Raw genomic sequence first — 14,535 nt, forward strand, 5'->3', positions numbered from 1 at the left:
CGTTGTCGGCGGCGGGGGTCATTCAGCGATGCAGTTCGGGGGTGCGACCCTGAAGGCCTTGGTCAGCCAGGCCAGGTAGATCACCCCGAGCAATGCCCAGAGACCGCCAAACATCAGCGAGTGCTCGTTGAGGTCCAGCCACAGCGAAACAATGATGCAAAAGCCGATGGTCGGCAGCACCAGGTACTTCAGCTTGTTGGCCAGTCCCTTGCGATTGCCTTCGCGCAGGTAGCAGTGGTTGATCACCGACAGGTTGACGAAGCTGAACGCGACCAAGGCGCCGAAGTTGATGATCGACGTGGCGGTAACCAGGTCGAAGAAGATCGCCGACAAAGCGATCAGCCCGACCACGGCGATGTTCATGACGGGCGTTTTGTAGCGCGAATGCAGGCGGGCGAAGATGCTGGCCGGGATCACGTTGTCGCGCCCCATCACGTACAGCAGGCGCGATACGCTGGTCTGCGAGGCCAGGCCCGAGGCGATGGTATTGATCACGGTGCAGGCGATGAACACTGACTGGAACAGCTTGCCGCCGACGTACAGGGCGATTTCCGGCAGCGCCGCTTCCTGGTCATGGAAGCGCGCCATGGTCGGGAAGTAGGCCTGAATGAAGTACGACACCAGGATGAACACCATCCCGCCGATCAGCGCGGTGAGGAAGATTGCCCGGGGAATGGTCTTGCCTGGGTCGCGGGTTTCTTCCGACAGGCAGGTCACTGCATCGAAGCCCAGGAACGAGAAGCACAGGATGGTTGCGCCAGCCGCCAGGGCGCTGAGATGGGTCTGGCTGTCGGCGAAGGGCAACAGGCTCCAGGTGGTGCCCAGCCCTTCGCCGTGGTCCAGGCCCCGTACGCAGAGGTAGATGAACACGGCAATGATCGCGACCTGCACCGCCACGAACAACAGGTTGAAGTGTGCCACCAGGTTGATGCTGCGCATGTTGATCAGGCTGATCAGGCTGACGAACCCAGCCACCCACACCCACGCCGGCACTTCGGGGAACATGGCCGACAGGTAGAGCTTGGCCAGCAGTGCGTTGACCATGGGCAGGAGCAGGTAGTCCAGCAACGATGACCAGCCCACCAGGAAGCCTACGTGCGGGTTGATGGCGCGCTGGGTGTAGGTATAGGCCGAGCCCGATTGTGGGAAGCGTCGTACCAGGGTGCCGTAGCTCACTGCAGTGAAAAGGATGCCGGCCAGCGCCAGGAGGTAGGCGCTGGGCACATGCCCGGCGGTGATGCCGGAGACAATGCCGAAGGTGTCGAACACGGTCATCGGTGTCAGGTAGGCCAGGCCGATGATCACCACGTGCCAGAGGCGCAGGGATTTGTGGAATTGTCCGCTGCCGGAACCGCTGTGATCAGGCTGCATGCTGGCATGGCTCCTGCGGCTGGGCGTGAACGGCAGGCGCAGGGGATTGCGCATGCGGCAAGGGCGAGCGGGTGGGCTCCATGTTGTTCACCTTTTATTGTTTGGAGCAAAGGGAGGCGCGTGCGGGGCGCCGCAAGTGGTGAAAATAAAAAACGATGGCGCGATGAGTGTCAAGTTAAACATGACAAGATGTTGCTATATTGAAATATTTATCGATTTTAACGGGGGTTTCTTCGCTTTTTGCGCGTTTATGTGCGTTTTTGATCGATTTTACTGTTCGTAAAATTTAACGAATGAGGTGTTTCCCTCTAACCTGTCAGACGCTGCCCAAAGGTGGGATTTCTCTGCTTCGACCCCTGGCTGCGGTGATATTCTTCAGGCCTTGTGCGGCAGCTTGGCCGTGTGTAAGCCCTTATGGACAGCAATCGGTTTTATTCATGAAGAAATCAGTAGGCATCCTTTCCGGCCTGGCCATCGCCATCGCCGTCGCAACCACCGCTGGCGCCTGGTACACCGGCGAGCGCCTGCCTGCGGAGCTGGAGTATTCCATCAAGCGCAGCAACGCCGAACTGAAGAAAGCCCTGGTGGGCGTTGGTGGCAGCATGACCGTCGAACTGGTCTCGCTGGATCGGCACCTCTTCAGTAGCACTGCCCAGTACCGGCTCAAAGCCAAGGACATCAACCTTGGCGACGACGAAATGGCCAATTTCGACGTGGGCCTGACCGACCGTATCGAGCATGGCCCGTTCCCTTGGTCGCGGGTCAAGGCGCTGAAGCTGATGCCTGTGCTGGCGGTCAGCAACAGCACGCTGCAGAAGGACGACTTCACCGCTCCCTGGTTCGCCGCAGCGGGCGAACAGGCACCGGTCAGCGCGCAGACCAGCCTGGGCTACGGCGGCGATGTCGACAGCCAGGTCCTGCTGGCGCCTGTCAAAGTCAACGAAACCGATGGTAACAGCCTCGATTTCTCAGGCATGCACTTGCAACTGCGCGGTGACCGCGAAGGCAAGGCGACGAAATTCCAGGGAAGCGCCGAGCGCTTCGAGATGAAACTCGTGCGCGACGATCAGCCGCCTGCCACGTTCGAGCTGAAGGGCTTGAAAGTTGACGGCGACCTGGCGGCCACCGAGCATGACGCGATCTATGTCGGCAACGTCGACCTGTCGCTGGCTGAAACCAAGGTCACCTTGGGGCCCAAGCAGCAGGTGCTGTCGATCAAAGGCTTTGAGCAGAATGCCGTGCAAGCCCTCGATGGCCCGGACACGGTGGGTGGGCGCGTGGATTACAAGCTGGCGGATATCACCTGGGATGGCCGTGCAGTCGGCAATGCTCAGCTGGCCGTGAGCATCAAGTCGCTCAACGCGCCGGCGTTGCAATCGCTGTCGCACTGGTATCAGGCGCATGTGCCGGAGTTCGAGGCGGCGGCCGCAGCGGGCCAGCCGGTGCCGCAAATCCAGATGAGCGAAACCGAGAAGGCCAAGTTCCAGGGCGACCTGCAACAGCTTCTGGCGTCCAAGCCCAAGTTGGCCGTGGAAAACCTGTCGTTGAAGACGGCCAACGGCGAGAGCCGCTTCAATCTGGCAATGGACTTTGCCAGCCCGACATCCTTCGACCTGCCGCCTGACCAGTTGAGCAAGCAACTGATCACCGAGGTGAAGAGCAAACTGTCGCTGTCCAAGCCGATGATCGGCGATCTGGCCACCCTGCAGGCCTTGCTGGAAGGGCAGACCGATGCCCAGGCCATCGCCATGCAGTCCAGCCAGGCCGGTGAAATGGTCGGCATGATGGCGCTGCAGAGCGGCATGGCCACGGTGCAGGGCGATGATGTGGTAAGCAGCCTGCACTATGCCGATGGCATGGTCGATTTCAATGGCCAGAAAATGACTGTGGAAGCGTTCGCCATGTTCATGTCCCTGCGCCTTGCAGCCTTGCAGCCGCAAGGTTGATCGGCTGAGCCTGTACCGGCCCTATCGCCGGTACAGGCTGCACAAAAACCCCTTTTGAATTCCCTCGATTGTCTGTAGCCTTCGGCGTCCGATAATAATCCGCGCCCGCAGAGGGCCGTGATGGCCTGTTCGCCGTCCGGCGCCCCTAGCCGATCTGCCAGGGCCGGGTGATACACTCGATTTGACGCGCGCACGCGCCTGCAGGTCCAGCGATCATGACCCAGATTTCCGAACGCCTGTTGGTTCAGGCTCACCTCGACGCCAAACAGCCCAACCCGCTGACAGCCGAGCAGGAGGCCGAATACCGTGCGGCCATCGCTGCCGAGCTCAAGGCCCAGAATGCCGTGCTGGTCGCCCACTACTACTGCGACCCGGTGATCCAGGCGCTGGCCGAAGAGACTGGCGGCTGCGTATCCGACTCGTTGGAAATGGCCCGCTTCGGCAAGAACCACCCCGCCCAAACCGTGATCGTCGCCGGCGTGCGCTTCATGGGCGAGACGGCAAAAATCCTCACCCCCGAAAAACGCGTGCTGATGCCGACCCTGGAAGCCACCTGCTCCCTCGACCTGGGGTGCCCGGTCGAAGAGTTTTCGGCGTTCTGCGACCAGCACCCGGAACGCACCGTAGTGGTCTACGCCAACACCTCGGCGGCCGTTAAGGCCCGTGCCGACTGGGTGGTGACATCGAGCTGCGCACTGGAAATCGTCGAAAGCCTGATGGACAACGGCGAGACCATCATCTGGGGCCCGGACCAGCACCTGGGCCGTTACATCCAGAAGCAGACCGGCGCCGACATGCTGCTGTGGGACGGCGCGTGCATCGTCCACGAAGAATTCAAGTCGCGCCAGTTGGCCGACATGAAGGCGCTCTACCCGGATGCCGCGATTCTGGTTCACCCCGAATCGCCGGAATCGGTCATTGACCTGGCCGACGCAGTAGGCTCCACCAGCCAGTTGATCAAAGCCGCGCAGACCCTGCCGAACAAGACCTTTATCGTCGCCACCGACCGCGGCATCTTCTACAAGATGCAGCAGCTGTGCCCGGACAAGGAATTCGTCGAAGCTCCGACTGCCGGTAACGGCGCGGCGTGCCGTAGCTGCGCGCACTGCCCGTGGATGGCGATGAACACGCTGGAGCGGGTGCTGGATTGCCTGCGCACTGGCAGCAACGAGATTTTCGTTGATCCGGCGCTGGTGCCCAAGGCGATCAAGCCGCTTAACCGCATGCTGGACTTCACCCAGGCGGCGCGTTTGAAGCTCTCGGGTAACGCCTGATAGTGCTGGGGCCGCTCTGCGGCCCATTCGCGGGGCAAGCCCGCTCCCACAGGTACTGCACTCGCCTTATGGGCACTGGAGATTTTGTGGGCGCGGGCTTGCCCCGCGAATGGGCCGGTTCAGGTGGCCCTAACGGCCCATCATCTCCCTGACCATCCGCTGCTGCTCCATGACTTCGCGCTGGCGCTGATCAATCTGCGACGCCAGCGGGAAGTTGCTCCCCGCACGACGCTTGGCGTAATCCAACTGCTGGATAGCCTGGTCGAAGTCCCCGACCAAGGTGAAGTACTCGGCCCGTGCCCGGTGCAAGCCGATGGTATTGCCCGACAACCCTCGCACTTCGGCCACGTCGTACCATACATCCGGATCATCCGGCCGGCTCTTGAGCAGGTCGTTCAGGACCTTTTCCGCCTCGGCCGGCTTGTTCTGCTTGACCAGCAGGTCGGCCCGCACCTGTTTCAGTGGGTAGTTGCCCGGATACAGCCCCTGCATGCGCTCGGCGCGCTGTTGTGCATCAGCGAGGCGGTTGTTGGTGATGTCCAGGTCGATCTGCGCCAGGTTGTAGGTGATGTCGTTGGGCGCTTTGGCCAGCAGCGGCTTGAGCAGTTCGCGGGCTTCGTTGAGCTGCCCGCCCTTGATCTGGGCCAAGGCCAGGCCATAGCGTGCGGCGTCCAGCTTGGGGTCTTCGTCAAGCTGGGCGCGGAAGCGCTTGGCGGCAAGGCCCGGGGTGCCCTCATAAGTGAGTGCCACGCGGGCACGGATCAACTGGTAGCGCTGGGTGTCCTCGATGCCGCCCTTGGGCGCCTGCTCGGCGCGGTTGCGGGTGTCGGCAACACGCGATTCGGTAACCGGGTGAGTCAGGAGGAACTCTGGCGGCTTGGCATCGTAGCGGTATTGGCGCGCCAGGCGCTCGAACATGCTCGGCATGTTGCGCGGGTCGTAGCCGGCCTTTTCCAGGTTCTGAATACCGACACGGTCGGCTTCCTGTTCGTTCTGTCGCGAGAAGCGCCGCTGCTCCTGGATCGCCGCCGCCTGGGTGCCGGCAATCATGCCGATGCCCGCATCGCCAGCGCCCCCGGCAGCCAGCACGATGCCCGCCAGTAGCGCGGCCATCATCGGCAACTGCATGCGTTGCTGGGCTTCGACGCCACGGGCGAAGTGGCGCTGCGACAAGTGCGCCAGTTCGTGGGCCAGTACCGAGGCGTATTCGCCCTCGGTCTGGGCATTGAGGAACAAGCCGCCGTTGACCCCGACAATACCGCCAGGGGCTGCGAAGGCGTTGAGCTCGCGGCTGTCGATCAGGATGAACTCCAGGCGCCGGTCCTGCAGCTGGCTGGTTTCGGCCAGGCGGTACACGCTGGTTTCGACGTAGTCCTTGAGCTGCGGGTCGTTCAACTGGTTGACCTGGCCACGCAACAGGCTGAGCCAGGCACGGCCGAGCTGGTGTTCCTGTTGCGGCGAGACGATCGCGGAGCTGGCATCACCCAGTGATGGCAGGTCGTCAGCATGGCCGGGAAGGGCCATCAGGCAGGCCAGCGTCAACAGGGTAGGGCGCAGTAGATTCATGCACGAAGCTCGCGTCGGGTCAAAGACCTCTACTGTAGCCCGCTCACACGTTGGCGACCAGTGGCGGTATCCTAGCGGGCCTGTTACCAAAGACGTCTGCCCCGCACGTGGAGAACCCCGATGAGTGACACCCTGACCTGCGACGCCGAACTCGATGCCAGCGGGCTGAACTGCCCCCTGCCACTGCTCAAGGCGAAGATGGAGCTCAACCGGCTGGCCAGCGGCGCGGTGCTCAAGGTGATTGCCACCGATGCCGGCTCGCAGCGTGACTTCCGCACTTTTGCCAAGTTGGCCGGTCATACGCTGCTGCACGAAACGGCCGAGGCCGGTCTCTATACCTACTGGCTGCGCAAGGCCTGAGTCTTAACCAAGGATCGTCAATGTTCAAAGTGCTTCGCGACTGGATGCAGCGCTACTTCTCCGATGAGGAGGCGGTGGTGCTGGCGGTCCTGCTGATACTGGCGTTTACCGCGGTACTGACCCTGGGCGGCATGCTGGCGCCGGTGCTGGCGGGGATGGTCCTGGCGTTTCTGATGCAGGGCCTGGTCAACGCCCTGGAGCGCCTGCGTGTCCCTACCCGGCTGGCGGTGGCAGTGGTGTTCGCGCTGTTCATGGGGGCGTTGGCGGTCATCCTGCTGGTGCTGGTGCCATTGCTCTGGCATCAGCTGATTACCCTGTTCAACGAGTTGCCGGGCATGCTGGGCAAATGGCAGTCGCTGTTGCTGCTCTTGCCTGAGCGCTACCCGCACCTGGTGTCGGATGAGCAGGTATTGCGTGCCATCGAGTCGGTGCGCGGTGAAATCGGCAAGTTCGGCCAGTGGGCACTGACGTTCTCGCTGTCGAGCCTGCCACTGCTGGTCAATGCCATGATCTACCTGGTGCTGGTACCGATCCTGGTGTTCTTCTTCCTCAAGGACCGCGAGATGATCGGGCGGTGGGTGGTTGGCTATCTGCCCCGCGAGCGCACGTTGCTCAACCGGGTGGGCAACGAGATGAACCGGCAGATCGCCAACTACATTCGCGGCAAGGGCATTGAGATCCTGATCTGCGGGGTTGCCACCTACATCGCGTTCATCAGCCTGGGGCTCAATTATGCGGCCTTGCTGGCGCTGCTGGTGGGGTTGTCGGTGGTGGTGCCCTATGTGGGCGCGGTGGTGGTAACCGTGCCGGTGACGCTGATCGCCTTGTTCCAGTGGGGCTGGGGGGACCAGTTCATCTACCTGATGACGGTGTACGCGATCATTCAGGCGCTGGATGGCAACGTGCTGGTGCCGCTGCTGTTTTCTGAGGCGGTGAGCCTGCACCCGGTGGCGATCATCTGCGCGGTGCTGCTGTTTGGCGGGCTGTGGGGCTTTTGGGGGATTTTCTTCGCGATCCCGCTGGCGACGCTGTTCAAGGCGGTGCTGGATGCCTGGCCGCGGCAGGAGCCCAGTGTTTCGCCATTGCTCTGAATGAAACAGGGGCTGCAGAGCAGCCCCAATCAATCTCAAGCCTTGTTCAGGCCCTGTGCCGCCGCCAAAACGGCATCCACATGCCCCGGTACCTTCACCCCGCGCCATTCCTGGCGCAGCACACCGTCCTTGTCGATCAGGAAGGTGCTGCGGTCCACGCCCATGTATTCCTTGCCATACAGCTTCTTCAGCTTGATCACGTCGAACAGTTGGCACAGGGCCTCGTCCTTGTCGCTGATCAGCTCGAACGGGAAGCCTTGCTTGGCCTTGAAGTTCTCATGTGACTTGATGCCATCGCGCGACACGCCGAACACCACGGTGTTGGCAGCGGCAAAGGCCTCATGCTGGTCACGGAAACCCTGGCCTTCTGTGGTGCAGCCTGGGGTGCTGTCCTTCGGGTAGAAGTACACCACCACCTGGCGGCCCTTGAGCTCGGCGAGGCTGACCGTCTGGCCGCTGGTGGCCTGGGCCTGGAAATCGGCGACGGGTTGATCGAGTGCTACGGCCATGGGGCTTCCTTACATGGGGTTCTGTGGGCGCCAAGGCTCGATCAGCGCGTCCAGGTTCAAGGCATCGGCAAAGTCCAGGAACTGGTCACGCAGCCAGCTGATCTGGGTGCCGGCCGGCAGGATCACGGTGAACTGGGCGTTGAGCATGCTGCTGCCGGTCTGCGGCGCCAGGTAGGTGTCGCAGGTCATGGCTTCGAGCTCGACGCGGTGGTCGAGGAAAAACTGGCACAGCTCGTTGATGATGTCCGGGCGGTAGGCCGCACTGACATAGGCCACGTAAGGCAGCGCCTGCGGGCGTACCTCCTGGTCGGCACTGCGTACCACATCGAGGGTCAGGCCGTGCTTTTTGCCCAGGCTCGGCAGGGAAGCTTCAAGACGCGCCAGGGCGTCCCAGCTGCCACCGACCTGCAGCACCAGGGCGCTGGTCTCGCCATGGCGGCTCAGGCGCGAAGTGACCACCGCGCAGCGGTTCTCGAAGGCAGCGCGGCTGAGGACGTTGGCCAGTTCCATGGGGTTTGGGCCCAGGGCACTGATGACAAGGAATTGTTCGCGGACGGTGGGGGTGGACATGCAGCATTCCTAAAGCGATGAGCGGTCGGTGCAGGACAGGCAAAAGCCTCCAGTCGGCAGGGCCCGGGGCTCGCATGCGAGGTCGTGGACGCCGGCGGGGAGCAAGGTCGACGGCCCGGCGGGCCGCGCTGCACCGATCAAAGGGTCAAGGGTAGCGAAATAAGCCGCCGAGGGGAATGCTCCGCCCGCCTGCTTCGCTTGTGCAAGGCCGATGCCCCCAGTACCATTACCGCTCTCTTTTTCCGGCAGGAGCAGTTACATGATTGCGGGCAGTATGGTGGCATTGGTCACACCCATGGATGCACAAGGGCGTCTTGATTGGGACAGCCTCGGCAAACTTGTAGACTTCCACCTGGAAAACGGCACCCATGCGATCGTCGCCGTCGGTACCACCGGCGAGTCGGCCACCCTGACTGTCGAAGAACACATCGAGGTCATCGAGTTCGTGGTCAAGCGTGTCGCTGGCCGCATTCCGGTCATCGCGGGCACTGGCGCCAACTCCACCTCGGAAGCCGTGCACCTGACCCAGAACGCCAAGAACGCTGGCGCCGATGCCTGCCTGCTGGTCGTGCCGTACTACAACAAGCCGACCCAGGAAGGCTTGTACCAGCACTTCAAGCACATCGCCGAAGCCGTCGACATCCCGCAGATCCTCTACAACGTACCCGGCCGCACCTCCTGCGACATGCAGGCCGAGACCGTGATCCGCCTGTCGACCGTACCGAACATCATCGGCATCAAGGAAGCCACCGGCGACCTGGCCCGTGCCAAGGCCATCCTCGATGGCGTCAGCAAGGACTTCATCGTCATGTCCGGCGATGACCCGACTGCGGTCGAGCTGATCCTGCTGGGCGGTAAGGGCAACATCTCCGTGACCGCCAACGTCGCCCCGCGCGAAATGGCCGATCTGTGCGAGGCCGCCCTTGCGGGCAATGCCGAGAAGGCCCGCGCGATCAACGAAAAACTCATGCCGCTGCACAAAGACCTGTTCTGCGAAGCCAACCCGATTCCGGTGAAGTGGGCGCTGGTCGAAATGGGCCTGATGCACAAGGGCATTCGCCTGCCGCTGACCTGGCTGAGCGAAGGCTGTCACGAAAAAGTCCGTACTGCCTTGCGCCAGTCCGGCGTACTGGTTTAATCGAGGAAGTACACCGCATGAAGCGACTGGCTGGTCTTTCCGCCCTTGCCCTGATCATTTCCAGCACCAGCGGTTGCGGCTGGCTGTGGGGCGACGAGGGTTATTTCCGCGACCGCGGCAGCGATTACCTGCAGGCGCACCCGACCGCGCCGATGCAACTGCCGCCGGACGCCAGCAACGTCAAGCGTCTCGACCCGCTGTTGCCTATTCCGCGTAACGTTGCTGATGACCGTGCCACCGGCGAGTTCGAAGTCCCGCGTCCACAACCCCTGACGGCCGGTGCCGAGGTCAGCGACTTCAGCCTGCAGCGCAGCGGTAACAGCCGTTGGGTCCTGGCCCAGCGCTCGCCGGCCGAAGTCTGGCCAGCGGCCCGTCAGTTCTTTGAAGACAATGGTTTCCGCATTGCCGAAGAGCGCCCACAGACAGGCGAATTCAACACCACCTGGCAGCGTTTCGACGAACTCTCCGCGTCCCTCGGTCAGCGCCTGGCGAGCACCGCCAGCAGCGGTGACAGCGAAGTGCGCGTGCGTGTACGCATGGAACCCGGCGTGCAGCGCAACACCTCCGAGGTGTACGTCGTGAGCGTCGAACGCCCGGCAGGCAGCACTGCCGAGCCTGGTTTCCCGTCCACCTCCAGCAATACCGGCGCCGATGCCCTGCTGGTCGACGAAATGCTCGCCAGCATGAACCGCGGCGCCGAGAAGGGCGGTTCGGTCTCGTTGCTGGCCGCGCGCGATTTCGATGCCCCGAGCCGCGTCAGCCTGAGCGAAGACGGCAGCGGCAACCCGGTGCTGTACCTGGGCGCCGACCTGGATCGCGCCTGGTCCAGCGTGGGTCGTGCCCTGGAGCAGGGTGGCGAGTGGCGTGTCGAAGACATCAACCGCAGCCTGGGCCTGTACTACATCAACCTGTCCGAAAAGCCTGACGACAAGCAGAACGAGCCTGGCTTCTTCAGCCGCATGTTCGGCAGCGCACCGACCAAGGAAGAGCGTGAAGCCCGTGCCGAACGCTACCAGGTGCGCCTGAGCAAGGTTGGTGAAAGCGTCCAGGTAACGGTCGAGAAGAACATCAACACCGTGGCTCCGGCCGATGTCGCCCGCCGTGTGCTGAGCGCCATTCAGGACCACCTGGGTTAAGTGCGCTTCGCAGTACTCGGAAGCGGCAGCCAGGGAAACGGCACGCTGATCGCCAGTGGTGACACGTTCATCCTGGTCGATTGCGGGTTTTCCCTGCGTGAGACCGAGCGGCGCCTGGCGCTGCTCGGGGTCACGGCGGCACAGCTGAGCGCGGTGCTGGTCACCCACGAACATGCCGACCACGTGCATGGGGTGGGGCTGCTGTCGCGGCGCTACAATGTACCGGTCTACCTCAGCCAAGGGACCTTGCGCGGTTTGCGCAAGCCGGTGGAGGTGGCCGGTTTTCTCGCGTGTGGCGACAGCCTGCGCATCGGTGGCCTGGAGGTGACGGCAGCGCGCGTCGAACACGACGCCTACGAGCCGTTGCAGTATGTGCTCAGCGACGGTCGGCGGCGCTTTGGCATGCTCACCGACCTGGGCTCGTACGATGCCTTGTTGCTGGAGCGCTATCAGGGCCTGGATGCCCTGCTGATCGAGGCCAATCACTGCCGCGACATGCTGGCACGCGGTCACTATCCGTCTTTCTTGAAGCAGCGGGTAGGTGGCGCGCAAGGACATTTGAACAATCATCAGGCTGCGCGCCTGGTGGACGAGTTGGGCTGGAGCAACCTGCAACACCTGGTGCTGGCCCACCTCAGCAGCAAGAACAACCTGCCACAACTGGCCCGCCAGTGCTTCGTCGACACCCTTGGGTGCGACCCGGACTGGCTTCAGGTGGCGAATCAGGAACACGGGCTCGACTGGCGCGAAATCGCCTAGCCCAACTACTCAAGCAAGCGGAGCCCATCATGGAAAAACGCGAAGAACTTTACCGCGGCAAGGCCAAATCGGTTTACAAGACCGACGACGCCGACCGCTTGATCCTGCTGTTTCGCAACGACACCTCGGCGTTCGACGGCAAGCGCATCGAACAGCTCGACCGCAAAGGCATGGTGAACAACAAGTTCAACGCCTTCATCATGCAAAAGCTCGAAGAAGCCGGCGTGCCGACCCAGTTCGACAAGCTGCTGGGTGACAACGAGTGCCTGGTGAAGAAGCTCGACATGATCCCGGTCGAGTGCGTGGTGCGTAACTATGCGGCGGGCAGCCTGGTCAAGCGCCTGGGCGTGGAGGAGGGCATCAAGCTGGAGCCGTCCACCTTCGAACTGTTCCTGAAGAACGACGAGAAGGGCGACCCGTTCATCAACGAATCCCACGTTGTTGCGTTCGGCTGGGGCACCGCCGAGCAGCTGGTCGAAATGAAAAAGCTGTCGCTGAAAGTCAACGAAGTGCTGAACAAGCTGTTCGATGACGCCGGCCTGCTGCTGGTCGACTTCAAGCTGGAGTTCGGTGTATTCCACGGCCAGATCGTCCTGGGCGACGAATTCAGCCCAGACGGCTGCCGCCTGTGGGACAAAGAAACCCGCAAGAAGATGGACAAGGACCGCTTCCGCCAGGGTCTGGGCGACGTAATCGAAGCCTACGAAGAAGTTGCCAAGCGCCTGGGCGTGCCGCTGTAAGCGGCCCGTTCACGCAAGCGCCTGATACCACGCGAATTTTTTTGAAATAAAGGTTTGCGTTTCAAGAATTCGCTGGTATGATGCGCGCCATTGGAGAGATGCCGGAGTGGTCGAACGGGACGGATTCGAAATCCGTTGTACTGGCAACAGTACCTAGGGTTCAAATCCCTATCTCTCCGCCATATCGGAAAAAGCCTCGTAAATCGTTGATTTACGGGGTTTTTTTTCGTCTCCGATTTTTTGCGTTTGACCACTGGGTTTGACCACTCAATCCCGTAGACGCTCGATGTCCTCGGTGATTGCTCCTGCGTCGTATCGAGCGCCTACAGTGCCGTCATCGTGTTGTCGTGAACGTTAGTCGAACCGCGTCGACGTACCCATATACTGACTTCCACAATCGCCGCCCGTATGGCTATTTGGTTCAGATGCAGCAGTTCAAGGGTGACAGCGGTGATGGTGGCTTTGTCCATGTGCAAGGCTCATGCAGGGGAGGGGAGTGAGCTTAGGCTATCAACTCCCCCCCTGAATCCAGAATCTGGATTTTGGTTGGTCAACCAAGGCACGTTGAGGCAAAACTGCTACTGCCAAATCTCATGCCGTGTCCTACCTAGCGAATGGCATCATGCTAACCTGCGCATCAGCGTCAGTACCGTCACATAAATCAAGGAGATAGGGCATGACAGACCAAAATCACTGCCAAACAGTGAACTACTTCTATGTATGGGAGGGCAAGGAGCAAGAGGGAGGAATCGAGATTCCTGGAGAAATCCTAAAGCACACCGACATCGCTAGATCCCGTGTTTTGAGAGCTGTCGCAGAGGAATTTTCTAAGCTTGGTAAAGTAGTGGAATACCATGGAAATGTGGTGCCAAGCGGTCCTGCTCGCCATTACGACCGGAAAAAATCAGTAGACCTTTCTGTGCAGATTGACGGTAGTGAACCCTTGGAGCTTTCGATTTTCGACGCGGGCGCGAGTGTTCAGCTGTTAACAGATAAAGAGCGCTAACAATGAGGTGGGGGAGGAATGATCAACGCTGCGATTTTACCCCCCCCCATTCCAGCCAGCCCATTCAAAGACGGCCTAGATATCTCAATGGTCAGAAATCCCCCTGCGACATAGCACCACCGCTGAGCCGTCTGCGCTTTTCGGGCTGGCCTATCCGTCAAGGATTCTCCAAATCCGGTGGACACATACAAGAACGCCCCGCAGAAGCTCCAAATAAGCTCAATACGGGGCCTTTGGTATGGAAGTCATGGCGGGGGGTTATGTGCTGGTGTCGAGCGCTCTCAGATCGAAGCTGAGAGCCTCATGCCCTAGAACACAAACTGGTGATAGGTGGCATCAACCTCGGCTTGAGTGATACCGATGTACGCCATGGTTACGGCGGGGCTGCTGTGATTCAGTGTCTTGCAGATCAACTCAATTGACGTACCGGCACTGTACATGAGCCAACCCCTTGTTTTGCGCATGGAGTGCGTGCCTAGTTGTAGGCTCATTTCATCGCCTACGGCCTTAAAGGCATTGGCTACTGCCACACGAGACACAGGCTTACCCTTCGCGCGGTTGCTATCAACTTCAAACAAGTAGGTGTGAGCAGGGTGTGCTGCCCTACGACGCTCAATGATGGCCTTGGCTGCAACGTTGAGTTCGATGTCACGGGTCTTACCCGTCTTGCTTTCCTTAACCACTAGGCGACTGCCTTGGACTTCCTCAAAGGTGATGCTCAGCAGGTCACTGATGCGGAGGGCAGTGTTCACACCAAAACGCCAGATGTCGGCGTAAAGCGTGTTGCCTTTCGCATTCTTGATCAGCTTTCGGCTGATGGTTTCGGCTTCACCCTGTGTCTTGACCGCCTCGACAGTGTTCATCCTAATTAACACTCCATGGAATTCTCTGGTGATGTGTTAATTAGATCATAGCCAACGGTGCCAAGTCCAGTGTTTTCGGGGGTTGGCTAATTTACAAAATACCATTCTGTTAATTAGGGGTGATCAGCGTAAATAGCAGGATTAGATTGTTGGCAAATGACTGACAACCGAAACTGGAATCAGTAGCTAATCGAATCGGCCTATAG

Annotated in this window: 15 protein-coding genes and 1 tRNA gene; 10 read left to right on the plus strand and 6 right to left on the minus strand. The window is 60.9% G+C overall.

The genetic code is table 11. The annotated features are described in order from the left end of the window. Nucleotides 1–18: 18 nt before the first annotated feature. Nucleotides 19–1,371 (minus strand): APC family permease, encoded by a 1,353-nt coding sequence (locus OGV19_RS02500; protein ID WP_264311975.1) that lies wholly within the window; start codon nucleotides 1,369–1,371, stop codon nucleotides 19–21. A 437-nt stretch (nucleotides 1,372–1,808) separates the two neighbouring features. On the opposite strand from OGV19_RS02500, the gene OGV19_RS02505 reads away from it, so the two are divergent. Both OGV19_RS02505 and nadA read left to right on the plus strand, forming a co-directional pair. Then, nucleotides 1,809–3,317 (plus strand): YdgA family protein, encoded by a 1,509-nt coding sequence (locus OGV19_RS02505; protein ID WP_264311976.1) that lies wholly within the window; start codon nucleotides 1,809–1,811, stop codon nucleotides 3,315–3,317. 215 nt (nucleotides 3,318–3,532) lie between these two features. Beyond that, the gene (nadA, locus tag OGV19_RS02510) at nucleotides 3,533–4,591 is read left to right on the plus strand and encodes a quinolinate synthase NadA (RefSeq protein ID WP_264311977.1); all 1,059 of its coding nucleotides are present in this window, start codon (nucleotides 3,533–3,535) and stop codon (nucleotides 4,589–4,591) included. A 129-nt stretch (nucleotides 4,592–4,720) separates the two neighbouring features. Here nadA and OGV19_RS02515 read toward each other — a convergent pair whose 3' ends face one another. Beyond that, complete coding sequence (locus tag OGV19_RS02515; protein ID WP_027594653.1) at nucleotides 4,721–6,157, minus strand: M48 family metalloprotease; 1,437 nt, start codon at nucleotides 6,155–6,157, stop codon at nucleotides 4,721–4,723. A 120-nt stretch (nucleotides 6,158–6,277) separates the two neighbouring features. On the opposite strand from OGV19_RS02515, the gene OGV19_RS02520 reads away from it, so the two are divergent. Together OGV19_RS02520 and OGV19_RS02525 are read left to right on the plus strand one after the other, a co-directional pair. Then, nucleotides 6,278–6,517 (plus strand): sulfurtransferase TusA family protein, encoded by a 240-nt coding sequence (locus tag OGV19_RS02520; protein WP_264311978.1) that lies wholly within the window; start codon nucleotides 6,278–6,280, stop codon nucleotides 6,515–6,517. 20 nt (nucleotides 6,518–6,537) lie between these two features. After that, the gene (locus OGV19_RS02525; RefSeq protein WP_264311979.1) at nucleotides 6,538–7,608 is read left to right on the plus strand and encodes an AI-2E family transporter; all 1,071 of its coding nucleotides are present in this window, start codon (nucleotides 6,538–6,540) and stop codon (nucleotides 7,606–7,608) included. 35 nt (nucleotides 7,609–7,643) lie between these two features. Here OGV19_RS02525 and OGV19_RS02530 read toward each other — a convergent pair whose 3' ends face one another. Next, on the minus strand, nucleotides 7,644–8,117 hold the full coding sequence (locus OGV19_RS02530) for a peroxiredoxin (RefSeq protein WP_264311980.1): 474 nt from the start codon (nucleotides 8,115–8,117) through the stop codon (nucleotides 7,644–7,646). Between the two features lie 9 nt (nucleotides 8,118–8,126). Continuing rightward, a complete protein-coding gene (locus OGV19_RS02535) occupies nucleotides 8,127–8,687 on the minus strand; it encodes a glycine cleavage system transcriptional repressor (RefSeq protein WP_172219404.1) in 561 nt (186 codons plus the stop codon). A 259-nt stretch (nucleotides 8,688–8,946) separates the two neighbouring features. On the opposite strand from OGV19_RS02535, the gene dapA reads away from it, so the two are divergent. The 5 genes from dapA (at nucleotide 8,947) to OGV19_RS02560 (ending at nucleotide 12,642) form a co-directional block, all read left to right on the plus strand. Next, a complete protein-coding gene (gene dapA, locus OGV19_RS02540) occupies nucleotides 8,947–9,825 on the plus strand; it encodes a 4-hydroxy-tetrahydrodipicolinate synthase (RefSeq protein WP_264311981.1) in 879 nt (292 codons plus the stop codon). Nucleotides 9,826–9,842: 17 nt separating this feature from the next. Further along, the gene (bamC, locus tag OGV19_RS02545) at nucleotides 9,843–10,961 is read left to right on the plus strand and encodes an NlpB/DapX family lipoprotein (RefSeq protein ID WP_264311982.1); all 1,119 of its coding nucleotides are present in this window, start codon (nucleotides 9,843–9,845) and stop codon (nucleotides 10,959–10,961) included. Next, nucleotides 10,962–11,720 (plus strand): MBL fold metallo-hydrolase, encoded by a 759-nt coding sequence (locus OGV19_RS02550; protein ID WP_264311983.1) that lies wholly within the window; start codon nucleotides 10,962–10,964, stop codon nucleotides 11,718–11,720. It begins immediately after the preceding gene. 29 nt (nucleotides 11,721–11,749) lie between these two features. Beyond that, nucleotides 11,750–12,460 (plus strand): phosphoribosylaminoimidazolesuccinocarboxamide synthase, encoded by a 711-nt coding sequence (gene purC, locus OGV19_RS02555; RefSeq protein ID WP_008097517.1) that lies wholly within the window; start codon nucleotides 11,750–11,752, stop codon nucleotides 12,458–12,460. 92 nt (nucleotides 12,461–12,552) lie between these two features. Then, nucleotides 12,553–12,642: transfer RNA gene (locus tag OGV19_RS02560), tRNA-Ser, on the plus strand. A 141-nt stretch (nucleotides 12,643–12,783) separates the two neighbouring features. On the opposite strand, the gene OGV19_RS02565 is transcribed toward OGV19_RS02560, so the two are convergent. Further along, nucleotides 12,784–12,930, minus strand: a complete 147-nt coding sequence (locus OGV19_RS02565; RefSeq protein WP_264311984.1) for a hypothetical protein — start codon at nucleotides 12,928–12,930, stop codon at nucleotides 12,784–12,786. Nucleotides 12,931–13,136: 206 nt separating this feature from the next. Here OGV19_RS02565 and OGV19_RS02570 point away from each other — a divergent pair, with 206 nt between their 5' ends. Further along, nucleotides 13,137–13,466: a hypothetical protein gene (locus OGV19_RS02570; protein ID WP_264311985.1), complete on the plus strand. Its 330-nt coding sequence runs from the start codon at nucleotides 13,137–13,139 to the stop codon at nucleotides 13,464–13,466. A gap of 308 nt (nucleotides 13,467–13,774) precedes the next feature. Here OGV19_RS02570 and OGV19_RS02575 read toward each other — a convergent pair whose 3' ends face one another. Further along, nucleotides 13,775–14,329, minus strand: coding sequence for a tyrosine-type recombinase/integrase (locus tag OGV19_RS02575; RefSeq protein ID WP_264311986.1), 555 nt, complete (start codon nucleotides 14,327–14,329; stop codon nucleotides 13,775–13,777). Nucleotides 14,330–14,535 lie beyond the last annotated feature (206 nt).

It is taken from the genome of Pseudomonas putida (genome assembly GCF_025905425.1).
Classification (GTDB): Bacteria; Pseudomonadota; Gammaproteobacteria; order Pseudomonadales; family Pseudomonadaceae; genus Aquipseudomonas; species Aquipseudomonas putida_AF.